General features: G+C 72.9%; 28 protein-coding genes. 10 read left to right on the forward strand and 18 right to left on the reverse strand.

The window, feature by feature from the left end:
- Positions 1 to 5: 5 nt before the first annotated feature.
- The 8 genes from AB0I41_RS22640 to AB0I41_RS22675 all read right to left on the reverse strand — a co-directional run bounded on the left by AB0I41_RS22640 (position 6) and on the right by AB0I41_RS22675 (position 5,821).
- Complete coding sequence (locus AB0I41_RS22640; protein WP_357110814.1) at positions 6 to 1,262, reverse strand: hypothetical protein; 1,257 nt, start codon at positions 1,260 to 1,262, stop codon at positions 6 to 8.
- Entirely contained in the window at positions 1,259 to 2,011 is a 753-nt protein-coding gene (locus tag AB0I41_RS22645) for a SigE family RNA polymerase sigma factor (RefSeq protein ID WP_357110817.1), read from the reverse strand. The genes AB0I41_RS22640 and AB0I41_RS22645 overlap by 4 nt, the downstream gene beginning before the upstream one ends.
- 103 nt (positions 2,012 to 2,114) lie before the next feature.
- A complete protein-coding gene (locus AB0I41_RS22650; protein WP_357110821.1) occupies positions 2,115 to 2,996 on the reverse strand; it encodes a PH domain-containing protein in 882 nt (293 codons plus the stop codon).
- 6 nt (positions 2,997 to 3,002) lie between these two features.
- Positions 3,003 to 3,161 carry a hypothetical protein gene (locus tag AB0I41_RS22655; RefSeq protein ID WP_170285364.1) on the reverse strand — a complete coding sequence of 53 codons (159 nt, stop codon included), beginning with the start codon at positions 3,159 to 3,161 and terminating at the stop codon, positions 3,003 to 3,005.
- A 117-nt stretch (positions 3,162 to 3,278) separates the two neighbouring features.
- Positions 3,279 to 4,004: a DUF6758 family protein gene (locus AB0I41_RS22660; RefSeq protein WP_357110824.1), complete on the reverse strand. Its 726-nt coding sequence runs from the start codon at positions 4,002 to 4,004 to the stop codon at positions 3,279 to 3,281.
- Positions 4,005 to 4,051: 47 nt separating this feature from the next.
- Complete coding sequence (locus AB0I41_RS22665; protein WP_357110827.1) at positions 4,052 to 4,675, reverse strand: RNA methyltransferase; 624 nt, start codon at positions 4,673 to 4,675, stop codon at positions 4,052 to 4,054.
- A 49-nt stretch (positions 4,676 to 4,724) separates the two neighbouring features.
- On the reverse strand, positions 4,725 to 5,234 hold the full coding sequence (locus tag AB0I41_RS22670) for a hypothetical protein (protein ID WP_357110830.1): 510 nt from the start codon (positions 5,232 to 5,234) through the stop codon (positions 4,725 to 4,727).
- Between the two features lie 71 nt (positions 5,235 to 5,305).
- Positions 5,306 to 5,821 carry a MaoC family dehydratase gene (locus tag AB0I41_RS22675; protein WP_179802973.1) on the reverse strand — a complete coding sequence of 172 codons (516 nt, stop codon included), beginning with the start codon at positions 5,819 to 5,821 and terminating at the stop codon, positions 5,306 to 5,308.
- Between the two features lie 542 nt (positions 5,822 to 6,363).
- Here AB0I41_RS22675 and trxA point away from each other — a divergent pair.
- The 3 genes from trxA (at position 6,364) to AB0I41_RS22690 (ending at position 8,224) form a co-directional block, all read left to right on the forward strand.
- Positions 6,364 to 6,726, forward strand: coding sequence for a thioredoxin (gene trxA / locus AB0I41_RS22680; RefSeq protein ID WP_357110834.1), 363 nt, complete (start codon positions 6,364 to 6,366; stop codon positions 6,724 to 6,726).
- Between the two features lie 140 nt (positions 6,727 to 6,866).
- Positions 6,867 to 7,307: a hypothetical protein gene (locus tag AB0I41_RS22685; protein WP_357110837.1), complete on the forward strand. Its 441-nt coding sequence runs from the start codon at positions 6,867 to 6,869 to the stop codon at positions 7,305 to 7,307.
- On the forward strand, positions 7,304 to 8,224 hold the full coding sequence (locus AB0I41_RS22690) for an HTTM domain-containing protein (RefSeq protein WP_357110839.1): 921 nt from the start codon (positions 7,304 to 7,306) through the stop codon (positions 8,222 to 8,224). Before AB0I41_RS22685 ends, AB0I41_RS22690 begins: the two co-directional genes overlap by 4 nt.
- Before the next feature lie 46 nt (positions 8,225 to 8,270).
- Here AB0I41_RS22690 and AB0I41_RS22695 read toward each other — a convergent pair whose 3' ends face one another.
- The gene (locus AB0I41_RS22695) at positions 8,271 to 8,690 is read right to left on the reverse strand and encodes a DUF393 domain-containing protein (RefSeq protein WP_357110842.1); all 420 of its coding nucleotides are present in this window, start codon (positions 8,688 to 8,690) and stop codon (positions 8,271 to 8,273) included.
- A 91-nt stretch (positions 8,691 to 8,781) separates the two neighbouring features.
- Here AB0I41_RS22695 and AB0I41_RS22700 point away from each other — a divergent pair, with 91 nt between their 5' ends.
- Both AB0I41_RS22700 and AB0I41_RS22705 read left to right on the forward strand, forming a co-directional pair.
- A complete protein-coding gene (locus AB0I41_RS22700; RefSeq protein ID WP_357110845.1) occupies positions 8,782 to 9,828 on the forward strand; it encodes an Rv2578c family radical SAM protein in 1,047 nt (348 codons plus the stop codon).
- A gap of 52 nt (positions 9,829 to 9,880) precedes the next feature.
- Positions 9,881 to 10,288 (forward strand): CoA-binding protein, encoded by a 408-nt coding sequence (locus AB0I41_RS22705; RefSeq protein ID WP_357110847.1) that lies wholly within the window; start codon positions 9,881 to 9,883, stop codon positions 10,286 to 10,288.
- 9 nt (positions 10,289 to 10,297) lie between these two features.
- Here AB0I41_RS22705 and AB0I41_RS22710 read toward each other — a convergent pair whose 3' ends face one another.
- On the reverse strand, positions 10,298 to 10,912 hold the full coding sequence (locus tag AB0I41_RS22710) for a TetR family transcriptional regulator C-terminal domain-containing protein (RefSeq protein ID WP_357110850.1): 615 nt from the start codon (positions 10,910 to 10,912) through the stop codon (positions 10,298 to 10,300).
- Positions 10,913 to 11,007: 95 nt separating this feature from the next.
- Between AB0I41_RS22710 and AB0I41_RS22715 the strand changes: the two genes are divergently transcribed.
- The gene (locus AB0I41_RS22715; RefSeq protein WP_357110853.1) at positions 11,008 to 11,661 is read left to right on the forward strand and encodes a hypothetical protein; all 654 of its coding nucleotides are present in this window, start codon (positions 11,008 to 11,010) and stop codon (positions 11,659 to 11,661) included.
- Between the two features lie 340 nt (positions 11,662 to 12,001).
- Here the strand turns inward: AB0I41_RS22715 and AB0I41_RS22720 are convergent, their stop codons facing one another.
- The 4 genes from AB0I41_RS22720 to AB0I41_RS22735 all read right to left on the reverse strand — a co-directional run bounded on the left by AB0I41_RS22720 (position 12,002) and on the right by AB0I41_RS22735 (position 16,371).
- Positions 12,002 to 12,223, reverse strand: a complete 222-nt coding sequence (locus AB0I41_RS22720; protein ID WP_357110855.1) for a hypothetical protein — start codon at positions 12,221 to 12,223, stop codon at positions 12,002 to 12,004.
- Between the two features lie 108 nt (positions 12,224 to 12,331).
- On the reverse strand, positions 12,332 to 13,399 hold the full coding sequence (locus tag AB0I41_RS22725) for a sporulation protein (RefSeq protein WP_357110858.1): 1,068 nt from the start codon (positions 13,397 to 13,399) through the stop codon (positions 12,332 to 12,334).
- A 319-nt stretch (positions 13,400 to 13,718) separates the two neighbouring features.
- Positions 13,719 to 14,816 carry a hypothetical protein gene (locus AB0I41_RS22730; RefSeq protein ID WP_357110861.1) on the reverse strand — a complete coding sequence of 366 codons (1,098 nt, stop codon included), beginning with the start codon at positions 14,814 to 14,816 and terminating at the stop codon, positions 13,719 to 13,721.
- Between the two features lie 358 nt (positions 14,817 to 15,174).
- Entirely contained in the window at positions 15,175 to 16,371 is a 1,197-nt protein-coding gene (locus AB0I41_RS22735) for an acyl-CoA dehydrogenase family protein (protein WP_357110863.1), read from the reverse strand.
- Positions 16,372 to 16,549: 178 nt separating this feature from the next.
- Between AB0I41_RS22735 and AB0I41_RS22740 the strand changes: the two genes are divergently transcribed.
- A complete protein-coding gene (locus AB0I41_RS22740; RefSeq protein ID WP_357110866.1) occupies positions 16,550 to 16,963 on the forward strand; it encodes a DUF4190 domain-containing protein in 414 nt (137 codons plus the stop codon).
- 16 nt (positions 16,964 to 16,979) lie between these two features.
- On the opposite strand, the gene AB0I41_RS22745 is transcribed toward AB0I41_RS22740, so the two are convergent.
- Positions 16,980 to 17,882: an SDR family NAD(P)-dependent oxidoreductase gene (locus tag AB0I41_RS22745; RefSeq protein WP_357110869.1), complete on the reverse strand. Its 903-nt coding sequence runs from the start codon at positions 17,880 to 17,882 to the stop codon at positions 16,980 to 16,982.
- Between the two features lie 111 nt (positions 17,883 to 17,993).
- On the opposite strand from AB0I41_RS22745, the gene AB0I41_RS22750 reads away from it, so the two are divergent.
- Positions 17,994 to 18,485 (forward strand): DUF4190 domain-containing protein, encoded by a 492-nt coding sequence (locus AB0I41_RS22750; protein WP_357110872.1) that lies wholly within the window; start codon positions 17,994 to 17,996, stop codon positions 18,483 to 18,485.
- 40 nt (positions 18,486 to 18,525) lie between these two features.
- On the opposite strand, the gene AB0I41_RS22755 is transcribed toward AB0I41_RS22750, so the two are convergent.
- Positions 18,526 to 19,482 carry a CoA ester lyase gene (locus AB0I41_RS22755; protein ID WP_357110875.1) on the reverse strand — a complete coding sequence of 319 codons (957 nt, stop codon included), beginning with the start codon at positions 19,480 to 19,482 and terminating at the stop codon, positions 18,526 to 18,528.
- Positions 19,483 to 19,610: 128 nt separating this feature from the next.
- Here AB0I41_RS22755 and AB0I41_RS22760 point away from each other — a divergent pair, with 128 nt between their 5' ends.
- The gene (locus AB0I41_RS22760; protein ID WP_357110921.1) at positions 19,611 to 20,435 is read left to right on the forward strand and encodes an SDR family NAD(P)-dependent oxidoreductase; all 825 of its coding nucleotides are present in this window, start codon (positions 19,611 to 19,613) and stop codon (positions 20,433 to 20,435) included.
- A complete protein-coding gene (locus AB0I41_RS22765) occupies positions 20,432 to 20,680 on the forward strand; it encodes a hypothetical protein (RefSeq protein WP_357110877.1) in 249 nt (82 codons plus the stop codon). Before AB0I41_RS22760 ends, AB0I41_RS22765 begins: the two co-directional genes overlap by 4 nt.
- 3 nt (positions 20,681 to 20,683) lie before the next feature.
- Here the strand turns inward: AB0I41_RS22765 and AB0I41_RS22770 are convergent, their stop codons facing one another.
- Both AB0I41_RS22770 and AB0I41_RS22775 read right to left on the reverse strand, forming a co-directional pair.
- Entirely contained in the window at positions 20,684 to 22,855 is a 2,172-nt protein-coding gene (locus AB0I41_RS22770) for an APC family permease (RefSeq protein WP_357110881.1), read from the reverse strand.
- An 83-nt stretch (positions 22,856 to 22,938) separates the two neighbouring features.
- Entirely contained in the window at positions 22,939 to 23,895 is a 957-nt protein-coding gene (locus AB0I41_RS22775; protein WP_357110883.1) for a DMT family transporter, read from the reverse strand.
- Between the last annotated feature and the right edge of the window lie 43 nt (positions 23,896 to 23,938).

Consider the following 23,938-nt stretch of genomic DNA (forward strand, 5'->3'; position numbering starts at 1 on the left):
GGTGGTCAGGAGGCGCCGCCGACCACCACCGGGGGCTCGTCTGAGGTGACTCCGCCCAGCGTCATCATGGAGGCCCGTTCGCCGACCGACACCCGGTCGGGGCGTACCCGGGCCACGGCCCCGCCCCGGTCGACGTACGCGGCGACGGCCGCACCGCTCCACGCCACCTCGCCGCTGATCGTCGGGCCGGCGGCCCGGGCGGCGCCGCCCAGCCCGGGGGCGGCGAGGTCGACCAGCAGCGCTCCGTCCGTACCGCCGGTGCGGCCGTTGACCAGCAGCCAGCGGCCGTCGGCGGAGACGGCCCCCAGGCCGTCGTCGGCCAGGCTCGCGCCGCAGCCGGTGCTGGTCGGGGCGAGATCCACCGGGTCGAGCACGGCCAGGCAGGACCGGTGCGGGTCGCCGGGGGCGGGCACCCGCCCGACTGGCCGTCCGTCGGGCAGCACGCCGTAGACGTCGAGGACCCGGCGGTCGCCGTCGGGCAGCGGGCCCGCCGCCGGCCGCCACAGCAGGTGGCCGCCGGCGCGGGTGCGTACCAGGAGGCGGTCGCCGACGAAGCGGGCGGGGGTGGCGCCGTGCGCGGCCGTCGTACCGACGGTGGCGACGAGTCGGTTGGCGACGAGGCCGGCCGCGAAGAGGCCGTCGCCGTCACGCCAGGCGATCTGGCGGCCGTCCGGGCTCAGGGCGACGTCCTCGGCGCCGGCCAGCAGCACCTGCGGGGCCTGGCCGGACGGCACGACCCAGAGGGTGCGTCCGGCCGGGGTGGGTGCCCCGACCACCAGCCAGCCGCCGTGGTCGGGGAGCCGCTGGGCCCGTTCGACCGGGCCGATGCCCAGGTCGTACCGCTCGCCCTCCGGGGTGACCAGGGCACCGCCGACGATCAGTTCGATCTGCCCGTCGGCGGGCGATGCCTCCGGGGCTGGGGCGACTGGCCAGGCGTTCGCGGTGGCCGCGCCGCGCGGGTCGCCGAGCACCACGGTGGGGGTGGTGGAGCGGCCGGGATGGCCGTCGAGCTGCGCCATTCCGGCGATGGCCGCCGCCGTGGCGACCACGGCCAGCGAGAGCCCGGTCAGCGCCCGCCGGTGCCGGACCCGCCGGGCCCGGCCGATGGCCAGCCCGGCCGGGTCGGCGGCCAACGGCGGGGGTACGGCGACCCGGCGGGAGAAGGTCTCCCGCAGCGCCCGCTCCAGGTCGTCCTGCGTCACAGCCACTGGACGCTCCGGGCCGCCGGTCTGGTTGTCGGGAGCGGCGGGGGTCGGCTTCATCGGGTCTCCGCCGGGACGGCCGCCCGGGGGCGGACGGGACCGGTCACGGGCAGCTCGGGTCGCCGGCCCGCCCCGGCGGCCGCGTCCCGACCGGGGATGTGGCCGCCGTCCTGGGCCGGGCGCGGCGGGGGCGTGGTCCTGCCGCTGCCGGCCGGGCGGCGCGACCGGCCGGGTTCCGTTGGTACGACCGCAGCCGCCCCGGCCGGCGCGGGCCGCCCTCCGGCCGGGGTCGCCGCCTCCGGCAGTTCCCGGGCCGCCTCCTCGCCGAGTCGGCGGCGCAGGGTGGCCAGGGCGCGGGAGGTCTGGCTCTTCACCGTGCCCGGCGAGATCTCCAGCAGGGCGGCGGTCTGCGCCTCCGACATGTCCTCGTAGAAGCGGAGCACCAGCACGGCCCGCTGCCGGGCGGGCAGCGCGGTCAGGTGGCGCCAGAGCACGTCCCGGTCGAGCTGCTGCTCGATCTCGTCGACCCCGGCCCGCTCGGGCAGCACCTCGGTGGGGCGTTCACCGTGCCAGCGCCGGCGCCACCAACTGGTCGACGTGTTGACCATGACCCGCCGGGCATACGGCTCGATCGCCTCGATCCCGCCGAGCCGCTTGCAGGCCAGGTACGTCTTGGTCAGCGCGGTCTGGAGCAGGTCCTCGGCGGTGGCCCAGTCTCCAGATAGCAGATACGCGGTGCGCAACAGGGCACTGGAGCGGGCCGCGACGAACTCGCGGAACTCCTCCTCCAGCGGATCCCGCTCGACCACCCGTCACCTCCGCACCCCGTCCCTGCTGGCAGGCTGCCATGGCCGGGGCGGTCGGGTCGACGGCGAAAGGTTCGCAGTTCCTCCGATGAACGGACGAAAAGCTTCAGGCGCCGTCGTCGGCCTTGGCCTCGTCGGCCTCCTTGCCCAGCCGCGCCTCGACCGCCTGCGGCTCGTACATCTCCTCGACCACACGCAGGTAGAGCTCGTTCGGATTGGGCAGGTTCTTGATCTCCCGCAGCGCCTGCTCCTGGCCCGCCGACTCCAGCACGAAGGTGCCGTAGTTGAGCGCGCGCCCGGTCGGGGTCTGCTCGTACTTCATGTCGGTGACCCGGACCAGCGGCATCATGGCCACCCGGCGGGTGATGATGCCGTTGACCACCATGACCCGCTTGTTGGTGAGGATGAAACGGTCGTACCACCAGTCGGCGACCCGCCAGGCGACCCAGCCCATCACCGCGAACCAGAGCAGCACGGCGATGGTGGTGAGGGCGCCGACGTTCTGCCCGGCGAGGAAGCCGGAGAGGTAGCCGAGGACGAAGGTCGCGGCGATGCCGATGACGATGGGGGTGGCGAGGTGGATCCAGTGCCGCTTCCACTCGCCCCGGTAACGCTCGGTGGGGAAGAGGTAGCGGGCGACCAGGGAGCTGGGCTCGTCCTCCAGGGGCAGCACCCGCCGGGGACCCATCGGCATGCCGGAGGCGTCCACCCGCAGCCCGGCCAACTCCTCCTCCGAGAAGGTGGTCTGCTGGTGCCCGGCCTCCGGGTCGCGCACCCAGGACCGCCCGGAGCGGCCCTCACCGGCGTACCCGGGGCCGTCGCCGTAGCCGATGTCGTCCGAAAGAGACGGCCCGTCGGAGAGGCCGGGGCCGGAACCGAAGCCTGGCCCGTCGTCGGGACGGAACCTGGGGATCGGCTCGGTGTCCCGCTCCCGACGCTCCCGGTCGGGATCGTCGGGATCGAAGGGGGGTCCGGAGGGGCTGCCCATGGGCGGTCAGGCGACGAGGCTGGTGAAGAAGTCGCCGAAGCCCTGGGCGATGTCCATGATGCCGCCGCCGAGCGACTTGAAGACGTCCGCGGCGGAGTTCGGCCGGTAGGCGACGAAGAAGATCAGGAATGCGACGCCGGCCCAGGTGAGGACCTTCTTGACCATAGCGGGCCATCCTCTCGCGCGGGGCCGGGTCCGTTTACCGCAGCGGCACCCAGAGTATCAGTATGGTGTCGTACAGTGAATATCTGCGTCCGTTCCCTGACAAGTCCGTCAGGGCGGTCAGGCCCTGCCGTGCAGATGAGGAGACGGCGCGCCGTACACGAGCTCGGGCGGTGTCCACTCGGAAAGGTCGTGCAGGACGACGTCTTCCGCGAGGAGATGACCCGCGCTCGCCGGCCAGGCTATCGCATGGAGCCACATTCCCCGAGCCTCGCCTGCGTACGCGCTTCGATCCGTCGCGGAAGTCACCAGCCACAGTGGAGTGGGGTGGCCACCGACCTTGATCCGGGCCGGCTCGACGTGCTCGGGGTGACCGGGCCCGGGGCCGGGGCCGGTGAGCGCCTCCGCCAGTTCCGGCCCCGGGTCGGGCCCGGACACCCCGGCGAAGCGGGCGCCCAGCCCGACGCCCGGCTCCTCGGCCACCAGCAGGAGTTCGGCCGGTCCCCCGCCCAGCGGCGCGGGCCCGGCGCAGGCCACCGCCGTGGCCCGTACGCCGGAGGCGTCGTCCCCGGCCCAGCCGACCCCGGTGACCGTCCACCCCGACGGCAGCGGCCACGGGCACCACAGCGGCACGGCGGGCCGCTCCGCCTTCTCGTCGGCGACGACGCGGTCGACCACGCTCGCCAGGATCTCGGCTCCGATGTGTTGCGGAATGTGCAGCGGCGCGACCGGCCCGCACCGCACGCACCGCGACTCGGGATGCATCAGGTCGGGGGGCCGGACCTGACCGGCGCACCTCGGACAACTCACCACGACACTCACATCCCCACGGTGGCCCCCCGCCATCGGCCCGTCAAGCGGAGCGGCCGTTTCCCCGCCGTCCGGCCGCTGACTCAGGCGGGCGGCGGGCCGGCGTGGGCCCGGATCCAGGCGTGCATGGCGATGCCGCTGGCCACGCCGGCGTTGATCGACCGGGTCGAGCCGTACTGGGCGATCGAGAAGAGCTGGTCGCAGGCCGCGCGGGCCGGGTCGGACAGGCCGGGTCCCTCCTGGCCGAAGAGGAGCACGCACCGGCGGGGCAGGGTGGTGGTCTCCAGCGGCCGGGAGCCGGGCAGGTTGTCGATGCCCACCACCGGCAGATCCCGCCCGGCGGCCCAGGCGACGAACTCCTCGATCGTCGGGTGGTGCCGGACGTGCTGGTAGCGGTCGGTCACCATGGCGCCGCGCCGGTTCCATCGGCGCAGCCCGACGATGTGCACCTCGGCGGCGAGGAAGGCGTTGGCGTTGCGGACCACCGTGCCGATGTTGAAGTCGTGCTGCCAGTTCTCGATCGCCACGTGGAAGTCGTGCCGGCGCTCGTCCAGGTCGGCGACGACGGCCTCGCGCCGCCAGTACCGGTAGCGGTCGACGACATTGCGCCGGTCGCCGGCGGCGAGCAGCTCCGAGTCGTACCGCGGGTCGTCCGGCGGGTCGCCGGGCCACGGTCCGACACCCACGTCGAGCTGGTCCTCGGTCACGGTCACAAGAGGGTACGGCCGGCCGCGAGGCCGCCGACGGCCACCCCGGTCACCGCAGCCCCAGGGCACCGCCGAGCCGGTCCAGCAACCGTCGGTCGGCGGGTGCGGGCGGGTCGCCGGCCCGGCAGACGCGGGCGGCCACCGACTCCACCCACTGCCGGTACGCGGCCGAGTCGGCCGGGTCCGCCCGCCGGTGCAGCACGCGTACCGCGGCCCGGCAGGCGGCCAGCAGGTCCACCAGGTCGGTGAGCCGGTCGGCCGGGGTCGGCGCGCCGTCGTGGCGGGCGTAGATCGCCGCGACGACGGCGCGTACCAGGTCGCTGTCGGAGGCCCGGCCGGCGGCCACGGCGTCGAGCCCGGCGAGCCCGGCGGCCACGCCGCGGGGCGGGCGGCCGGGGGCGGGCGAGGCGGCGGCCACGAGCACCCGGCCGGGCAGGGTGGTGAGCAGGTCCCACTCGGCGGCGGAGTAGACGGCGGTGGTCAGCGGTGCGGCACGACGTCCGGCAGAGGGCGGCTCTCCGGCGAGGGAGTGGCTCATCAGGACCTCCGGCGCCAGCATATGCCCCCGGATTGCGAAAAGAGCCCCTTCCCGACCAGACACGGCGGGAAGGGGCCCCTACGGGGCGGCGGTCAGCGGGGCTCGGGAAAGCTCGGCCGCTCCGGGTCGACGCCGTCGGGCACCGCCGCGGCGGCGTACTCCTTCTTGGGAACCATGACCTTGCGGCGGAAGACGCAGACCAGGGTGCCGTCCTGGTTGTAGCCGCGGGTCTCCACCGCCACGACGCCCCGGTCCGGCTTCGACCCGGACTCGCGCTTGTCCAGCACGGTGGTCTCGCCGTAGATGGTGTCGCCGTGGAAGGTCGGGGCGACGTGCCGCAGCGACTCGACCTCCAGGTTGGCGATCGCCTTGCCGCTGACGTCGGGCACGGACATGCCGAGCAGCAGCGAGTAGATGTAGTTGCCGACCACGACGTTGCGCTTGAACTGGCTCGCCGACTCGGCGTAGTGCGCGTCCATGTGCAGCGGATGGTGGTTCATGGTGAGCAGGCAGAAGAGGTGGTCGTCGTACTCGGTCACGGTCTTGCCCGGCCAGTGCCGGTAGACCGCGCCGACCTCGAACTCCTCGAAGTAGCGGCCGAACTGCATCCTTGTCCCCTTCGACGGGCGGCGATGGAGTTCGGCACAGCATGCCTTACCGGTGGTTAAGGCGGCGCCAGGGGCAGAGGCGGAGTGGAAATTCACACCAGCCGCATCCAGGGGGAGACGCAATGAGCGGCGGGGCCCTCCCCGGCACCCGCCGCCCACGCTCTGATGGGGAGGATTCTGCCGCACGCCAGGCACACATCGACAGAGACGGACGTCACATTTACCTTTTTGTAACATCACCGTGCGTGACCGACCGTGCGGTGCTGCGCGATCTCTACTGGCGGGATCACACCTTGTCAAGGCTCAAGTTACCGATTCGTAGTGCCAGCTCACGCCAACCTCCTTGGAAACGCTCCCATCACGACAGGTGACGCAAGTGCGCGTTGCATTTGCGTTCCGCAGCACCGGATCGACACCTGCCGTCCGTGGCGCACCCCACCCGCCCCACCCCGCCCCGGTTTCGGCCCGTCCGGGCCGGGAATTCCACCAGGGCTGCCCTGGTTCTACGGGACGAAAAAGCAATCCGCTGATCGGAGAGTGCAATGGCAACGGTTGAGCTGACCACGGCCAACTTCGACGAGGTGACCGAGAGCGACGGCATCGTCCTGGTCGACTTCTGGGCCGATTGGTGCGGCCCGTGCAAGCGGTTCGCCCCGGTCTACGAGCGCTCCTCGGAGAAGCACCCGGACATCGTCTTCGGCAAGGTCGACACCGAGGCGCAGCAGGAACTCGGCGCCAAGTTCGACATCCGCTCCATCCCGACGATCATGGCGATCCGGGACGGCGTGATCGTCTTCGCCCAGCCGGGCGCCCTGCCCGAGTCGGCCCTGGAGAACCTGATCGAGCAGGTCCAGGCCCTCGACATGGACGACGTACGCAAGCAGCTGGCCGACCACAAGCACTGAGCGCCACCCGCCGACGGCCGGGCTCCCACCAGGGGGCCCGGCCGTCGGCGTACCCCCGCAGCGCCACCGACACGCAACGCCAGAAACGGACCGCGTGAGTACACCGTGGCGACGTCCCGATCCCGTATCGTCACGATCCGATGGAGACGTTGACCACCCGCGGCCGTGCGGTCCGGCTGGGCGCCACCGCGCTCGGCCTGGCCCTGCTGCTCGTCGGCACCGTCTGGGGGGTCGACGACGACTTCCCGTTCGGGCCGTTCCGGATGTACTCGACGTCGGAGCCGCCGAACGCGCCCGCCCCCGACACCCGCGTCGAGGGCGTCGACCGCACCGGCGCGGTCGTCGCGCTCGGTCAGGAGGCCACCGGCATCCGCCGCGCCGAGATCGAGGGCCAGCAGGACCGCTACGCCGCCGACCCGACGCTGCTACGGCAGGTCGCCGACGCGTACGCCGAACGCCACCCCGGCGCGCCGGAGCTGGTCGAGGTCCGCATCGTGATCCGCTGGTACGGCATCCAGCAGGGCCGGCCCACCGGACGGTGGACCGACGAGACGACAGTGCGCTGGCAGGCGTCCCGATGATCCGCTGGCTGACCGAGCAGGTCCCCCGTGGCCGGGTGGCCGCCTTCCGCACCCTGGTCTACCTCTTCGTCGCCGCCGACCTGGTGATCTTCACCCCCTGGGTACGCACCCGGGCCGACGTCCCGGGCGAGCTCTACCAGCCGCTGCTGATCGGCCGGCTGCTCCCGCTGCCCACCCCGACCCCCACCGTGGTCGCGGCGATCTTCTGGGTACTGCTGCCGCTGGCCCTGCTCGCCGCGACCAGCCGCGCGCCGCGGCTGCTCGGCTGGTCGGTCCTCGCGCTCTACTTCGAGTGGATGATCATCGCGATGAGCTACGGGAAGGTCGACCACGACCGGATCGGCCTCCTCGTCGCGCTGGCCGCCCTGCCCACCGCCGGCCGCGCCCGGCACGGTGACCCGACCCGCACCGAGGCCGGCGGCTGGGCGCTGCGGGTCACCCAGATCGCCGTCATCTGCACGTACTTTTTGGCCGCCTGGGCCAAGCTGCGCTTCGGCGGGCTGGACTGGGCGACCGGCTCGGTGCTCGCCCGGGCCATCATCCGGCGCGGCACGGACCTCGCCGACCTGATCGCCCAGGTGCCGTACCTGCTGATCGTCGCCCAGTTCGGCATCCTCGCCTTCGAACTCCTCAGCCCCGTGGTGTTCCTGCTGCCCGAGCGGTGGCGGCTGGCCATGGTCGGCTTCTTCTACTCGTTCCACCTGGCGACCGTCGCGACGATCACCATCTCGTTCGCCCCGCACCTGGTGGCGATGACGAGCTTCCTGCCGCTGGAGCGGGTCCGACCGGTGGTGTGGGCGCGCCGCCTGGTCACCCGTCGCCGCGGCGGCGCCGCGCCGACCCCGGACGACGGCGTATCCACTGCGGTGCCGCCACTGACCGGCCCGGCACCGGCGGTCGGGTCCGCGACGCCGTAGCCGATCGGCGCCCGGAGGGATGCCGGAGCGGCGGGTCCGGCGGCGGTCAGGCCCCGGGGGTGGGGCGGCCGCTCGGGCCGTAGAGGCGCTCCCGGGCCTCCTGGGGCAGGGAGCAGGCGGCGGTGCCGCCGGGGAGCCGGTGCCGGTTGCGGGCCACCCAGCGGTACGCGGGCCACGCGGCGAGGCGGACCGGCGGGACGCGCAGCCCCGCGCCGGCCACCCGCCAGAGCGGACCGCTGTCGCCGAGCAGCCTCGCGATGGCGTCGGGCCCGGCGGCGCGGGAGCCGTCGGCGCCGACCCACTGCACCGCCTCCTCGCACTCGGCCTCCGTCAGCCCGAGGGCGTCGAGGTCGGCGAACTGCCACGGCACCACGCGCACGCCGGTCGGGATCCGCCGCTCGATGAACTCGGCGCACCGGGTGCAGAACGCGCAGTCCCCGTCGTAGACGAAGGTCGACCTCTCCATACCCCCATCCTCCACCCGCCGGGCCGTACGGCGGGAGCCGGTGTCCGGCGGGTCACTTGCACTCCTCTCGTACACATGTTCGAATGAGGTCATGCGCTGGGAGAACCTCTCCGCTCCCCCGGACGAGGGGCATCCCGACGGGTCGGCGCCAGCGACTCCACCCCTGCCGCTGGCGCTGCCCGGCGCAGTCGCCCGCACCTTCGACGCCCCCGGCTTCGCCGGGATGACCTTCTACGAGGTGCAGGCCAAGTCGATCATCAACAAGGTGCCGGGCGCATCCCGCGTCCCCTTCCAGTGGACGATCAACCCGTACCGGGGGTGCTCCCATGCTTGTGTTTACTGTTTCGCGAGAAATACTCACACTTATCTGGATCTCGACGCCGGGGCGGACTTCGACCGGAAGGTGATCGTCAAGGTCAACGCGGGTGAGCTGGTCCGACGGGAACTGGCCGCCCCGCGCTGGCGGGGCGCGCACATCGCGATGGGCACCAACGTGGACTGCTACCAGCGGGCCGAGGGGCGTTACCGCTTGATGCCGCCGATCATCGAGGCGCTGCGCGACTTCGCCAACCCGTTCTCGATCCTCACCAAGGGCACGCTGATCCTGCGGGACCTGCCGCTGCTGCGCCAGGCCGCCGAGGTGACCCGGGTCAGCGTGTCGTACTCGGTGGGGTTCGTCGACGAGGCGCTGTGGCGGACGGTCGAGCCGGGCACCCCGAGCCCGCGCCGCCGGCTCGACGCGGTGCGCGCGCTCACCGAAGCCGGCTTCGAGGTGGGGGTGCTGATGGCGCCGATCCTGCCCGGGCTCAGCGACACCGACGAGTCGATCGAGGCGACCGTGTCGGCGGTCGCCGCGGCCGGGGCGGCCAGCGTGACGCCGATGGCGCTGCATCTGCGCCCCGGCGCCCGGGAGTGGTACGCGCACTGGCTGGCCCGGGAGTTCCCGCACCTGGTGCCCCGCTACCGCGAGCTCTACCGCTCCGGTGCGCACGCGCCGCAGGCGTACCAGCGGGAGTTGACCGCACGGGTGCGGATCGCGGCCCGCCGGCACGGGTTGCACCGGGGCGAGCGGGGCGACAACCGGCGGCTGCGGGCCCCTGAGGCGCCGCCCGCCGCCGAGCAGCTGTCGCTGCTGTAGGCGGTGCACGCAGCCGGCGGCGGCGCCTCGTCGGTGGCGTTAGGCTCAGCGGGTGCGTACCGCTCAGCAGATCCTCGCGGACTCGGCCGTGATCGCCGTCGTTGGCGCGTCCCGCGACCCGCGCAAGGCCGCGCACAGCGTGCCGTTGCAGATGCAGCGGTACGGCTGGCGGATCATCCCGGTCAACCCGACGATGGACGAACTCTTCGGCGAGCAGGCGTATCCGTCGCTGGCCGACATTCCGCACCCGGTCGACCTGGTGGACGTGTTCCGGCCGGCGGAGGACGCCGTGCAGGTGGTCCGGGACGCGGCGGCGATCGGCGCGCCGGCGGTCTGGCTGCAACTGGGCATCGTCTCGGCGCAGGCCCGGCGGATCGCCGAGGAGGCCGGCATGGACTACGTCGAGGACCGCTGTCTGATCGTGGAGCGGGCCGCGGCCGGCCTGACCCGGCTGGGCTGAGCGGCCGGTTCAGCCCACCGGCCCGTCGGGTCCGAAGATCAGGTCAAGCTGGGCGTCGAGCGCGGCGAGCGCGATCGCCGGCGGGAAGTGCCCGCCGAGCAGGTATACGCCGAGCCCTTCCATGAGCGCCAGCAGGCCCACCGCCGCGCGGTCCGGGTCGACGTCGTGGCGGGCCGCGCCCGCCGCCTGCGCGGCCCGGACCTGGCCGGCGATGAAGGCCAGCAGCCCGGCGGTGTCCTGGTGCAGGGCGGCGGCGACGGCGGGGCGTACGGCGGTGTAGGCCAGGAATGCCAGAGCGACCCGGCCGTCCGCACTCCGGGGGGCGTCGAGGGGCAGCAGCTCGCCGAGCATGGTCCGCAGGAGGGCACGCGGGGCGGGGGTCGCGCCGAGCGCGGTGACGGCCGCGGTCACCCGAGCCTCGTTGTGCTCGCGGACGACCGACAGCGCGAAGGCCATCATCTCGTCCTTGGTCCGGAAGTAGTGCTGCACCATCCCGGCGGAGACCCCGGCCTCGGCCGCCACGTGCCGGAGGCTGACGGCTTCCAGCCCGTGCTCCGCGGCCACCCGCATCAGGGCGTCGGCGATGAGGCTGCGGCGCTCCCGGTGGTCCACCCGCTTCGGCATGAACCAATGCTTTCACAGTGCGACTGCATTGACACGTCACGGAGTCGCCGTTTACAGTGCAGCTGCATTGTTAAAACGGTGGAGGGCGGGCGATCATGCGGAAGCACGACCGGCCGGGCGTACCCGTGCTGCTGCGCCGCGCGGTCGCGTACGAGATCGGCATGTGGCGCAGCCTCCACCGCTGGCTCCTGCGCCGGCCTCTCACGCTGCCACCGGGAGCGGAGGCGTTCAGCTACGTGGGGGTGGTGAAGCCGATCCTGGGCGTCTTCATCGGCCTCTCCGCGATCGAGGTCCCCATCTTCGACCTGATCCTCAGCCGCACCGTGCCGTGGCAGTGGGTACGGCAGGTCGTGCTCGGGCTCGGGATCTGGGGCCTGCTCTGGATGATCGGCCTCTTCGCCAGCCTGCGGGTCCACCCGCACGTCCTCGACGCCGACGGGCTGCGCGTCCGCAACGGTGCCTCGGTCGACATCGCGCTGCCCTGGACGGCCGTCGCCGCCGTCGCGGCCCGCTACCGCTCGCTGCCGTCCAGCCGGACCGTCCAGGTCGAGCAGGGCGACGCCGGGCCGATCCTGCACGTCGCCACCGGCAGCCAGACCAGCGTCGATGTCGTGCTCCGCGAGCCGCTCACCGTTGCGCTGCCGAAGGGCCCGAGCGCACCGGTCAGCGAGATCCGCCTCTACGCCGACGATCCGGACGCGCTGGTCGCCCTGGCCCGCCGGCATCTCGGGGTGGGCATCTCCGGCTAGGAGCGCCAGGCGAGCCCGACGGCCAAGCGTTGCCTGGACCCGGCGGGGTGTGCGGCCGACATGTACGCGTCGTCGCGCAAGGCCGCGCACCCAGTGCCATCCCTCGCCGCAGCGAGAAGCGCCAGCTCATCGCGGCGCCACCAGCGCCGCTCGCGCCGGCACTGCCCGCAGGCCCACGGTATCGGCCAGGTCCGGCCGCAGATCCAGCACCGCCAAGGGCTCACCGAGCCGTCAGGCTGCTTCCGCTACGGCAAGCGGCCAAACGATCCGACACCCCTTGGGGCGACCCGCGGACGCCCGGCGGCCACGGGCCTGGCCGCCGGGCGTCGCCGGGGAGGGGTTACTTGGTGCCGGTCAGGGCGACCAGGGCGCTGGCGGTGCGAAAGTACGGGTTGCGGCCGAGGTCGCCGATCGTGACGATGCCGAGCGCCTCCTTGAGCAGCTTGGCGCCGCCGTCGCTGACCCCGGCGAGGGCGGACACCGGGGCGTCGACCAGCTCGTCGAGGGTCTTGTCCTGGAAGGCCTTGTCGACCAGCTTGGTGAGGTCGGCGGTGACGGGCATGCACTCTCCTTCGAAACACCGGCCGGTTAATCCAACCGGAAACGGAAGAACCTGACGAATTAGATCATCCGGCGCGCGGACCGTCCACTATGGGTGAAGCGGTGGGGCTCAGCCCTCGTCGTCGCCGCCTTCCTCGTCGTCGCCGAAGGAGTCGAAGACCTCGTCGGCGATCATGCCGCCGGCGAAGCCGAGCGCCGCGCCGCCGACCACGCCCGCGGCCACGGCGCCCATGCCGGGGCCACGCCGCTCGTGGTGCTCCTCGTAGTGGCCGCCATGGTGGCCGTAGGTGGCGTGGCCGTATCCGGGCGGAGGTGGGGGCGGCGGATATCCGCCGGACGTACCGTGGCCGTGGACGGGCTGGCCGTAGGTGGGCTGGCCGTAGGCGTGGCCGGCGTGCGGGCTCTGGTACTGGTCGAGGGCCTGGCGGACCCAGGTGTCGACCCGGGCGGCCCAGTCGACGCGGTCGGCGTCGGTGTGGGCGGCGTGGTACCGGCCGATGGAGTCGTGGCCGCCAGTGAACATGCCGCGCTTGTCGAACTCCAGGACGATGTCCACGCCGTGCTCGTTCGCGACGAAGGTCAGCTCAACCTCGTTGACGCCGTGGGCGTACTGCGGCGCCGCGAAGTATTCGATCTCCTGGTAGAGCGGCAGGCGCTGGTGCAGGCCGGAGATGTGCCCGCGCTCGAGGTCGGCGCCCTTGAACTGAAAGCCGAGCCGGCCGAACGCGTCCAGGATGCGCTCCTGCACCGGCAGGGGGTGCACGTACACGGGGTCGAGGTCGCCCTTGTCGACCGCGCCGCGGACGGCCACCTCGGTGCGCAGGCCCATGGTCATGCCGTGCAGGTGCTGCCCGTACACGCTGGTCACCGGGGTCTCCCACGGGACCGGGATCTGGAACGGCAGCGACAGGTGCTGCCCCTCGCGCAGGTGCAGGCCACCGGCGACCTGGACGCGGTGGAACTCGACGAAGGCGTCGTACTCCTCCTCCGCACCCTCCATCTCCACCCGGGCGACCAGGCCGACGGTGATGTCGTCGATTGCCACCTCGTGGCTGCCGCCGGTCAGGTTCACCTGCCCGCCCAGCGTCAACCCTGGGCGAGTGTTCGGATTGGACAGGACCGCGTCGACGCCGGGACCGCCCACCCCGAACGCGCCCAGCATCTTCTTGAACACCACGAACGTCTCCCTCGGCAGCCATCGGACGCACGACACCAGGCCGGGTGTGGAACTTCCACCCCGAACCCCTTGCGCCGCAACGAGATCAGCGGCGTCCATAATGGATGCCGCTGGTCGGAAACCTAGCAACGCAACCTGAAAAGTAGCTGAGTGCGTTCACTCAGTCACTGTGAGGCATCGTTGTGTTCGCGTTGGCGCGCCGGCCGGCCTCGTCAGCGGTGAGGCCGGAATCGACGAGCAGCATCCACCAGGGCGGCAGCACCACATCATCGCCGGCATGCCAGCTCGCACGGTGGGCGGACACCGCCTGCCGGACCGCCTATCGCCCGGCGCGACGCGTGCGCGTGACCCCGACCAGTCCCACGGCGACCAGGCCCAACCCGACGACCCCGGCGACCACGATCACCGAGGTGATGTCCCCGAGGTCAGCGCGGTCATCGGTGGCGCGGGCGGCTGTCGGCGCCGGGGTGGCTGTGCGGGTGGTGGCGGGCGCCGCCGCGGTGAGGGTGTAGCGCAGGATCGTGGGTCTCGTGCCCGGTGGCTGGTCCGCGGTTTCGGACACCGTGAGCAGCGACCGGCCGTCGCGGCTGTAGGTGATCGACTCGCCCTGGGGTTCGTCCGGCAGCGGAGTGATCCGCGGCCTACCCGTGGTCAACGCGGCGACCACGTCGCCGCCGGTGACGTCGAACTCGAACGCGTCGGCGTAGGTGCGCAGCACCACCCGGCGCCCGTCCGGCGCGGTCGCGCCGCCGGTGACCACGGCCCGGCCGAGGAAAGAGAACGGGTTGCTGGTCGTGGTATCCGGCAGCCGCACCTGTCCCACCTTCGCCAGCGGCACCGTCTCACCCGGCCGCAGAGCCGTGGCCGGGGCGTACAGGCCGGCGGCGCCGCCCTGTTTCGTCACGATCACCGGCCGGCCGTCGCCAGCGAGCAGGAGCGCCTCGGCGTCGTGCGGGCCGTCCGGGTACGCCAAGCGGTGCAGCGCCGGCCTGCCCCCTCCCGGCGCGAGTTTCCACACCGCGATCGTCTGCCGGGAGCGGTCGTTGTCGCCGATGTCGGCCACCCAGATCGTGCCGTCCGCGCCGAGCGCCAGGTCCTCGGTATCCCTCGGCCGCGAGGGGTAGGGCACGGTTCGGACGACCACGCAGGCGCCGTCGAGGAAGAAGATCCGGCGACGAGGCTCCTCGTCGGCGCTGTCGTTGACCACGACGAACCCGGCGTCGGTGGCGACCATCCCGGAGATCTCGGTCAGCCGGCCGTCGCGCACCTGACACACCGACGTCCCTCGCGCTGGCGCCGGGGCGGGAGACGGGCCTGCCACAGCCACGCCCGGAGCCACGGCGAGGGTGAAGACGGCGACCAGAGCCGCTCCCGCCGCGGTCCGCCGCCCCCAGGCCACCTCATCGCCTTCCCACATCGCCCGCCCTCCTCCTCGCCGCCGCGCGGATTCCACCTCGCCCGCCGCGCGGGCACGTGCGTGGCCGCCGAGGTCAGGACCTTGTCTGGTCCTCGTCCGCGCCGTCATCGTCGCGGACTGCGGCGGGGGTGGTGCCTGTTCCAGCCCCTCGCCCGGACCATCCGGAACATAACCGTAGCCACTCCCACACCACCCGACCCGTCGCAGGAGCCTGCTCGCCATCCCCGCCGCCCGCTCGCCTGGCGGGGAGGCGTGCAGCGGTCTCGGCGTCGAAGAGGTCCGGTTCAGCGGACGGCTGGCGCTCACGGCCGGCATGATCGACACGGTCGCCGGAGGTACGGCGCCGGTCGGTGACCGGTCAGAGCTTGTACTCCTTGAGCAGGCCCCGGGAGATGATGGTCTTCTGGATCTCCGAGGTGCCCTCGCCGATGAGCAGGAACGGGGCTTCCCGCATCAGCCGCTCGATCTCGTACTCCTTCGAGTAGCCGTAGCCGCCGTGGATGCGGAACGCCTCCTGGACGACCTCGGCGCAGTACTCGGAGGCGAGCAGCTTGGCCATGCCGGCCTCGACGTCGTTGCGCTGGCCGGCGTCCTTGAGCCGGGCGGCGTTGACCATGAGGGCGTGCGCGGCCTCGATCTTGGTGCCCATCTCGGCGAGCTTGAAGGCGATGGCCTGGTGCTTGGCGAGCGGCTGGCCGAAGGTGCGGCGCTGCTGGGCGTACGCGACGGCCAACTCGAAGGCGCGGATGGAGATGCCGCAGGCGCGGGCGGCGACGTTGACCCGGCCGACCTCGATGCCGTCCATCATCTGGTAGAAGCCGCGGCCGAGCCGGTCGGCGCCGCCGAGGATGGCGGACTCGGGGACGGTGACGCCGTCGAGCACCATCTCGGTGGTCTCGACGCCCTTGTAGCCCATCTTGTCGATCTTGCCGGGGATGGTCAGGCCGGGGGCGGTCTCGCCGAAGCCGGGCTCCTTCTCCAGCAGGAAGGTGCTCATGTTGGCGTAGACCGAGTCGGCGCCGGTGTCGGTTCTGACCAGGGTGGCCACCACCGAGGAGTACGCCCCGTTGGTCAGCCACATCTTCTGGCCGTTGAGGACGTAGTTGTCGCCGTCGCGGACCGCCTTCGACTTGATCGCCGAGACGTCGGAGCCGGTCTCCGGTTCTGACATCGAGAACGCGCCGCGCACCTCGCCGGTGGCCATCTTGGGCAGCAGCCGGGCCTTCTGCTCGGCGGAGCCGTGCTGGGAGATCAGGTACGCCACGATGAAATGGGTGTTGACGATGCCGGAGATCGACATCCAGCCCCGCGACAGCTGCTCGACCACCAGGGCGTAGGTCAGCAGGGACTCGCCCAGGCCGCCGTACTCCTCGTCGATGGTGAGACCGAACAGGCCCATCTCGCGCATCCCGTCGAGGATGTCGGTCGGGTACTCGTCGGCGTGCTCCAGCCGCTGCGCGTGCGGGATGATCTCCTTGTCGGCGAACTCCCGGACGGTTTCCAGGATCGACCGCTGCACGTCGGTCAGGCCGGGCGTCTGGGCGAGTCTGGCCATCTCAGCCTCCGGGGGATCGGCGCATTACTCATGGGTAACTGAACGCTCGGTCAGTATCGGCCCCGGGCGCGTCGAGGCCAAGGTGACCAGTCCACACAACCGCTGTGAAAAGGTTCACCGCTGCGGGTAGCGTCCGCAAGAGAGGGGTTGTCACCTGCGGCGGAGGGGACGAACGGTCGTGAGTCATCCACCACCGGGCGAGCCGGAGCAGCCGCCGTCGCCGTACGAGCAGCCGGGCCAGCCCACCGGGCAGCCGCAGTGGGGACAGCAACCGGAGCAACCGCAGTGGCGGCAGCAGCCGTCGTACCCGCCGCAGGGCCCGTACGGCCAGTACGGCCCGCCGCCGGGCGGCGGTGGACCGAACACCATGGCGATCCTGTCGCTGGTCTTCGCCTTCCTCTTCGCCCCGGCCGGGATCGTCCTGGGCCACCTGGCGAAGCGGCAGATCCGGCGCACCGGCGAGGAGGGCGACCAGCTCGCCACCTGGGGGCTGATCCTCAGCTACGTCTTCACCGCGATCGGTCTGCTCGCCTGCTGCGGCTGGATCGCCCTCGTCACCTGGGCCAACTCCGACGGCGGCTCCTACAAATGACCTGATCCGGGCGGCGTCAGCGGAACTGCGCCTCGCGGACGCTGTTGCCGCCGTCCACCACCAGCATCTGGCCGGTGATGTACGAGGCGGCGGGCGAGCAGAGGAACGCGATGGCGGCGGCCACCTCGTCGGGCGTACCGGGGCGGCCGACCGGGGTGCCCATCCCCTGCTTGACCTCGGCCACCGTCGAGGCCGCCGTGTAGATGGTGCCCGGGGCCACCGCGTTCACGGTCACCCCGTCGGCGATCATCTCCATCGCCAGGGCCCGGGTCAGCCCGACCACGCCGGCCTTGGCCGCCGCGTACGCCGCCTCGGTGGGCAGCGCGTTCACCGGCCCGGCGGTCGCCGCCAGGTTGACGATCCGCCCCCAGCCCCGCTCCGCCATGCCGCCGATGAAGGCGCGGCTGCACAGGAACGCGGTGGTCAGGTTCCGGTCGATCTCGCCCCGCCACTCGTCGTAGCTGAGCTGGGCCACCGGACGCAGCACCTCGGGGCTGGCCCGGCTGGCCAGGCCCGCGTTGTTGACCAGCACCTCGACGTCGCCGAGCTGCTCGGCCACCGCGTCGGCGAGCGCGCCGACCTCCGACTCGTCGGTGAGGTCGGCGACGAACCCGGTCACGCCCAGCTCGCCGGCCCGTTCGTGGATCCGTCGGGTGGTGGAGACGATCGCCACCCGGGCGCCCAGGTCGGTCAGCCGGCGGGCGGTCGCGTACCCGATGCCGTCAGGGCTGCCCGCCCCGGTGACCAGGGCGACCCGGCCGTCCAGCCGCATGGTGACCGGCTCGGCCACCGGGGCCGGTGCGTCCTCGTCCGGCCCGGCGGTGGCGATGGCGCGGGTGCGCCGGGCCAGCCCGGGACGGCTCACGTCCCGCCTCGGTCGGCTGCCGGAACGGTCGGCTCCACGCGCGTCGATAACCATGCCGAGATCCTGCCCGCTTAGGACGTCCCGGGCAACGCGGCGCCACGGGGACCTCGGGTTTGTCCGACCATGGCTACCCTGACGACGCACCCACACGCGACGGAGAGACCTATGACCTATCCCCCACCGCCCGGCGGCTGGCACGACCCGTCGGCCGACCCGACCCTGCCCGTCAGTAGCCAGCCGATTCCCGGCCAGCCGACCGGCCAGGACCCGTACGCCCCGGCCGACCCTTACGCCCCGGCCGACCCGTACGCCGGCGCGATCCCGGCCCAGGCCGGGCCGGTCGACCCGTACGCGGCCCCCGCGTATCCGGCGTACGGCTACCCGGCGGCCGCCTACCCGGCAACGAAGACCAACAGCATGGCGATCGCGGCGCTGGTGCTCTCGCTGGTCGGCTTCGCGTCCTGCATCACCGCGCCGGTCGGCGCGATCCTCGGCCACGTCGCCATGAAGCAGATCCGCCAGACCGGTGAGGGCGGCGAGGGCATGGCCAAGGCGGCCATGATCGTCGGCTGGATCCTGACCGGGCTGCTGCTGCTCCTCATCGCGTTCTACGTCGTGATCATCGTGCTCGCGGTCGCCGACGCCAGCAACTCCTGACCGCCGTGCCGCCCCGGTCGCCCGGGGCGGCACGACCGGGTCACTCCGCGGGCGGAACGAAGCTGGAGGTGCGGGTCATCCCGGCCGCGCGCCCCTTGGCGGCGATGACCAGGGCCATCTTGCGGGACGCCTCGTCGATCATCTCGTCGCCGAGCATCACCGCGCCGAGCTTGCCGCCGGCCTCCGAGGTGTAGTGCTCGTACGCGTCGAGGATCAGCTCGGCGTGGTCGTAGTCGGACTGGGCCGGCGAGTAGACCTCGTTGGCGGCGTCGATCTGGCCCGGGTGCAGCACCCACTTGCCGTCGAAGCCGAGCGCCGCGGAGCGCTTGGCCACCTCGCGGAACGCGTCGACGTCGCGGATCTGCAGGAACGGGCCGTCGATGGCCTGCTTGTCGTGCATCCGGGCGGCCATCAGGATCCGCATCAGGATGTAGTGGTAGGGGTCGCCGGGGTAGTCGGGGATGAGCGCGCCGACCACCAGCGACTTCATGTTGATCGAGGCCATGAAGTCGGCCGGGCCGAAGATGATGGTCTCCACCCGGGGCGACGCGGCCGCGATGGCGTCGACGTTGACCAGGCCGGCGGCGTTCTCGATCTGCGCCTCGATGCCGATCCGGCCGATCTCCAGGCCGAGGGTCTTCTCGATCTGGGTCAGCGTCAGGTCCAGCCACTGCACCTGCGCGGCGTTCTGCACCTTCGGCAGCATGATGCAGTCGAGGTTCGCGCCGGCGCCCTCGACCACCTCGATGACGTCCCGGTAGGTCCACGGCGTGGTCAGGTCGTTGACCCGGACCACCCGGGTCCTGCCGGCCCAGTCGCCCTCGTTGAGCGCGGCGACGATGTTCTTGCGGGCGTCCGGCTTGGCCAGCGGGGCGACCGCGTCCTCCAGGTCGAGGAAGACCTGGTCGGCGGGGAGGCCCTGGGCCTTGCCGAGCATCTTGACGCTGGAACCCGGCACGGCGAGGCAGGACCGGCGGGGACGACCGACTGCGGCCATAGGATGCGCTCCTTCCAGCGTCCGGCGGACCTGCCGACGCCACCTGGATGACGAACGAGAACTTGACGATCCCAAAGGGCGTTGTGACGCCACGGTAACCTCGTGCCGTGACCGGGGTGAATGGACCTGTGGAAGATCTCACTGGGCGTCGGACCGTGGTGGTGACCGGGGCCAGCTCCGGCATCGGTCTGGCCGCCGCGACCGCCCTGGGCCGCCGGGGCGACCGGGTCGTGCTGGTCGGGCGCGACCCGGCCCGCCTACAGGCCGCCGGCATCCAGGTACGCGAAGCCTGCGGCGAGCGTCCCGAACTGTTCCGCGCCGACTTCGCGGTGCTCGACGACGTTCGTGGCCTCGCCGAGCGGCTGCGGACGGCGTACGACCGGATCGACGTGCTGGCCAACAACGCCGGGGCGATCGTGCTGGAGCCGCTGACCACCGTGGACGGCTTCGAACTCGCCATGCAGGCCAACCACCTGGCCCCGTTCCTGCTGAGCAACCTGCTGGCCGACCGGATCGGCCGGATGGTGGTGACGGCCTCCGGCGCGCACCGCAGCGGGGTGCTCGACCCGGACGACCTGAACGCCACGCTGCGCCCGTACCGGCCGATCCGCGCGTACGGCACCAGCAAGCAGGCGAACATCCTGTTCACCGCGGAGGCGGCCCGGCGCTGGCCGGACGTCCGGTCGTACTGCTTCCACCCCGGAGTGGTGCGGACCCGGTTCGGCGCGGACAGCCGGCTGGTCGCCCTCGGCATGCGGATCATGCCGTTCCGCAGCCCCGAGAAGGGCGCGGAGACACTGGTCTGGCTGGCCAACCAGGACCCGTCCCGGCTGGTCGACGGCGCCTACTACGCCGACCGGCGGCTGCGCCGGCCGCTGCGCAAGGCGGCCGACCCGCAGCTCGCCGCGCGGCTCTGGACGGCCAGCGCCAAGGCCGTCGGCATCGACGGGTGAGCGTGCCGACGGCGGAGTTCCGGGCGTACCAGATCGGGCGGCTGCCCCGGACGGGCGCCGTCGCCGACGGGGTGAGCGACTCCGCGCGGGCACCGCGCAACCGGCTGGCCCGCGACGAACTGGTCGCCGCCGACGCGGTGGCCCGGGCCGACGAACTCGGCATCCGGGTGGTCCGGGTGGGCGGCAGCCGGGACGCCGCGGCGGTCACCGCGCTGGTGGAGGAGCACTTCGCGGACCTCCTCTAACGGTCACTCCGCCAGGTGCACCGGGACGCTGGTGACCACCACCCCCGGCAGCTCCCGCAACGCCCGGCGCAGCCGCTGCTCGGTACGGCTGTGCAGCGGGCCGTGCCAGCGCCGGCGCAGCACCACCTCCGGCACGATCACGGTCAGCACCAGCTCCGGCGCGGTGCCGTGCAGCGCCTCCAGGTAGTGCGCCAGCGGCCCGATCACCGCCCGGTACGGCGACACGATGGTCTCCAGCCGTACGTGGTCCCCCCAGGCCTGCCACTGCTCGCGGAACCGGTCCGACTCCTTCTCCTCCGGGGCGATGTGCACCGCCAGCGTCGGCTGGCCCAGCGACACCGCGTACGCCAGGGCGCGCAGCGAGGCCCGGTTGAGTCGGGCCATGGGGACCACCACCAGGTGGCGTACCTGTTGGGGCAGTTCCTCGCCCTCGGCCGGCCCGGGCTGGCCCTCGGCCGGGCCGGTCTCGGCCGGCGCGACGGGCGGCGGGCGCAGGGCCAGCGCGGCGTTCAGGGCCTGGTAGTGCCGGTGCACCCGGTGGAAGAGCAGCACCAGCAGCGGCACGGCGACCACCACCACCCAGGCGCCCTGACTGAACTTGGCGACCGCCGCGGTGACCAGCACCAGCCCGGAGAGCGTCGCGCCGACCGCGTTGATCAACAGCCGCCGCTGCCACCCGGCCCCGCGATGACGGCGCCAGTGCACCACCATGCCGGCCTGGGAGAGGGTGAAGGCGAGGAACACCCCGACCGCGTAGAGCGGGATCAGCTGCTCGGTGTGCCCGCCGAACGTGGCGAAGACCAGCGCGGCGGTCGCGGAGAGCGCGACCAGGCCGTTGCTGAACGCCAGCCGGTCCCCCAGGTGCAGGAAGCGGCGGGGCGCGTGGCCGGCCCGGGCCATGAAGAAGAGCAGCCGGGGGAAGTCGTTGAAGGCGGTGTTCGCCGCCAGCAGCAGAATCAGCGCGGTGGCGGCCTGGATGACGCCGTACCAGGGGCCGGTGGGGAAGGTGAGCCGGGCCAACTGGGAGAGCAGGGTCTGCCCGGTCGTCGGTGCCAGGCCGTCCAGGTGGATCAGCAGGGTGAGCCCGGCGAAGAGCAGCACCAGCGTCGCCACCATCCAGCTCAGCGTGGTACGGGCGTTGCGCCACTCCCGCGGGCGGAACGCCGGGATCGCGTTGGACACCGCCTCGATGCCGGTCATCGACACCGCGCCCGAGGCGAAGGCGCGCAGCACCAGCAGCAGGCCGAGCCCCTCGGCCGCCGGCACCGCCGGCGGCGGCACCGGCGCGAACCCCCGCCCGGCGGCGCGCAGGTAACCGACCAGCAGCAGCCCCAGCAGCGCGACCACGAAGACGTACGTGGGGAGCACGAAGATGTTGCCGGCGGTGCGGACCCCGCGCAGGTTGCCGGCGAGCAGCACCGCGATCACCAACAGCCCGAGCGGGACGGTGAACGGCATCAGGCTGGGCAGCGCCGAGGTGACCGCGTGCACCCCGGCGGCCACCGACACCGCCACGGTCAGCACGTAGTCGAGCATCAGCCCGGCCGCGGCGGTCAGTCCGGCACCGGCGCCCAGGTTGTCCCCCGCGACGATGTAGGACCCGGCGCCGTGCGGGTAGGCGGGGATGGTCTGCCGGTAGGAGATGCCGACGGCGATCATGAGTACGACCAGCGCGGCGGCCAGCGGCAGGGACAGCCCCAGCGCCCCGCCGCCGGCCAGCACCAGCACGCTCAGCAACGCCTCCGGCCCGTACGCGACCGAGCTGAGCAGGTCGGAGGAGAGGATCGGCAGCGCCACCAGCTTGCGCATCCGCTCGTAGAGCACCGCCGAACTGGTCAGCGGTGGGCCGAGGACGCCCCGGCGCAGCCGGCTCAGCGCCCGACCCAGGCGGGAGCCGGGCAGGTTGGCCGGTGGGGTGGCGACCAGCTCGCCCGGCTCGTCCGGGCGGAACATGGCGATCGGGGCCAGCCGGCCGAAGCGGGTCGGGGTGGGGCGTACCCCGTGCCGGCCGAGGGCCGGGTCGACCGGTAACTCGCCGGGCTGGTCGGCGCGCCAGCGGTCACCGATCCGGCGCAGGGTGCCCAGTTCCTCCGGGTTGAGCGGCGGGAACTCGGCCGACGGGGTGACGACGGTGCCAATGTCGGGCCCGTCGTCGTCGCCCTGTCGCCGCGCCATCGTCACCACCTCCCCCCGCACTCTCACGTGCCGGCGGCGGTCGTGGCGGCGGAATCGGCGTACTTGGGCGAAGAGCCGACCGGTCAGCCGGCGGGTGGGACGGCGTCGGCGGGGACCGGGGCCGGCGCGGGGCGGCGGCCGGCGCGGGCGCCGCCGAGCACCACCACGGCCACCCCGGCCAGCAGCAGGGCCAGCCCGGGAAGGGCGAGCGGGCGGGGCAGCTGGCCGAGCCAGACCCAGCCGATCAGGGCGGCGCCGGGCGCCTCCAGCAGGACCAGCACGCTGACCGTGGTGGCCGAGACGCGGCGCAGGGCGTAGTTGAACATCGAGTGCCCGAGCAGTTGGGCGCCGGCGACCAGGCCGAGGACGGCCAGCCAGGTGGCGGAGTCGTATCCGCGCAGTGGCACCCCGCCGACCAGGCAGACCACCAGCAGGATCAGCGCGCAGACGCCGTAGCAGATGGTGGTGTAGGTGGTGGTGCTGATGGTGGCCCGGGCGCGTTCACCGAAGGCGGTGTAGACGGCGGCGAACAGGCCGCCGGTGATCGCCAGCAGGTCCCCGGCGAAGGCCCGCCCGGAGACGGCGACGTCCGCGCCGGTGGCGAGCACCGCGCCCGTGACCGCCACCGCGATGCCGGCCCAGACCGCGTACGGCAGGTGCCGGCCCTGCCAGCGGGCGATCAGCCCCTGCCAGACCGGCTGGGTGGCGCCCAGCGCGGTCGCCGCGGCGACCGAGGTGAGCTGCGCGCTCGGCATCCAGGTGGCGAAGTGGGCGGCCAGCGCCACCCCGGACAGCACGCAGTACCAGCCCTCCCGCCGGCCGGCCCCCACTGTCAGCGCCCGGAACTCGGCCCGGCGGCGGGCCAGCGAGAACGGGCCGAGCACGGCGACCGAGAGCAGGTTGCGCCAGAACGCGATGGCCAGGGCCGGGGCCGCGGCGAAGGCGACCAGCGGGGCGGAGGAAGAGACGGCGGCGACCGCGAGCGCGAGGACGCCGACGGTCAACGGGTCCACCGTCGGCCGGTGCGGGGTGGGAGACACGGAGAGCAATACTCACACAACACCCGACACCACGGAACGTCAG

Source organism: Micromonospora sp. NPDC050200, assembly GCF_040656135.1.
Lineage (GTDB): Bacteria > Actinomycetota > Actinomycetes > Mycobacteriales > Micromonosporaceae > Micromonospora.

What these genes read in the sequence shown, in the direction of transcription:
- trxA (WP_357110834.1), top strand. Translation starts at nt 6,364, where the DNA reads ATGGCAACGGTTGAGCTGACCACGGCCAACTTCGACGAGGTGACCGAG.
- AB0I41_RS22745 (WP_357110869.1), bottom strand. Translation starts at nt 17,882, where the DNA reads ATGGTTATCGACGCGCGTGGAGCCGACCGTTCCGGCAGCCGACCGAGG.
- AB0I41_RS22660 (WP_357110824.1), bottom strand. Translation starts at nt 4,004, where the DNA reads ATGGCGGGGGGCCACCGTGGGGATGTGAGTGTCGTGGTGAGTTGTCCG.
- AB0I41_RS22730 (WP_357110861.1), bottom strand. Translation starts at nt 14,816, where the DNA reads ATGTGGGAAGGCGATGAGGTGGCCTGGGGGCGGCGGACCGCGGCGGGA.
- AB0I41_RS22770 (WP_357110881.1), bottom strand. Translation starts at nt 22,855, where the DNA reads ATGGCGCGGCGACAGGGCGACGACGACGGGCCCGACATTGGCACCGTC.
- AB0I41_RS22650 (WP_357110821.1), bottom strand. Translation starts at nt 2,996, where the DNA reads ATGGGCAGCCCCTCCGGACCCCCCTTCGATCCCGACGATCCCGACCGG.
- AB0I41_RS22675 (WP_179802973.1), bottom strand. Translation starts at nt 5,821, where the DNA reads ATGCAGTTCGGCCGCTACTTCGAGGAGTTCGAGGTCGGCGCGGTCTAC.
- AB0I41_RS22690 (WP_357110839.1), top strand. Translation starts at nt 7,304, where the DNA reads ATGATCCGCTGGCTGACCGAGCAGGTCCCCCGTGGCCGGGTGGCCGCC.
- AB0I41_RS22670 (WP_357110830.1), bottom strand. Translation starts at nt 5,234, where the DNA reads ATGCTGGCGCCGGAGGTCCTGATGAGCCACTCCCTCGCCGGAGAGCCG.
- AB0I41_RS22695 (WP_357110842.1), bottom strand. Translation starts at nt 8,690, where the DNA reads ATGGAGAGGTCGACCTTCGTCTACGACGGGGACTGCGCGTTCTGCACC.
- AB0I41_RS22685 (WP_357110837.1), top strand. Translation starts at nt 6,867, where the DNA reads ATGGAGACGTTGACCACCCGCGGCCGTGCGGTCCGGCTGGGCGCCACC.
- AB0I41_RS22735 (WP_357110863.1), bottom strand. Translation starts at nt 16,371, where the DNA reads ATGGCCAGACTCGCCCAGACGCCCGGCCTGACCGACGTGCAGCGGTCG.
- AB0I41_RS22710 (WP_357110850.1), bottom strand. Translation starts at nt 10,912, where the DNA reads ATGCCGAAGCGGGTGGACCACCGGGAGCGCCGCAGCCTCATCGCCGAC.
- AB0I41_RS22700 (WP_357110845.1), top strand. Translation starts at nt 8,782, where the DNA reads ATGCGCTGGGAGAACCTCTCCGCTCCCCCGGACGAGGGGCATCCCGAC.
- AB0I41_RS22720 (WP_357110855.1), bottom strand. Translation starts at nt 12,223, where the DNA reads ATGCCCGTCACCGCCGACCTCACCAAGCTGGTCGACAAGGCCTTCCAG.
- AB0I41_RS22655 (WP_170285364.1), bottom strand. Translation starts at nt 3,161, where the DNA reads ATGGTCAAGAAGGTCCTCACCTGGGCCGGCGTCGCATTCCTGATCTTC.
- AB0I41_RS22715 (WP_357110853.1), top strand. Translation starts at nt 11,008, where the DNA reads ATGCGGAAGCACGACCGGCCGGGCGTACCCGTGCTGCTGCGCCGCGCG.
- AB0I41_RS22750 (WP_357110872.1), top strand. Translation starts at nt 17,994, where the DNA reads ATGACCTATCCCCCACCGCCCGGCGGCTGGCACGACCCGTCGGCCGAC.
- AB0I41_RS22640 (WP_357110814.1), bottom strand. Translation starts at nt 1,262, where the DNA reads ATGAAGCCGACCCCCGCCGCTCCCGACAACCAGACCGGCGGCCCGGAG.
- AB0I41_RS22755 (WP_357110875.1), bottom strand. Translation starts at nt 19,482, where the DNA reads ATGGCCGCAGTCGGTCGTCCCCGCCGGTCCTGCCTCGCCGTGCCGGGT.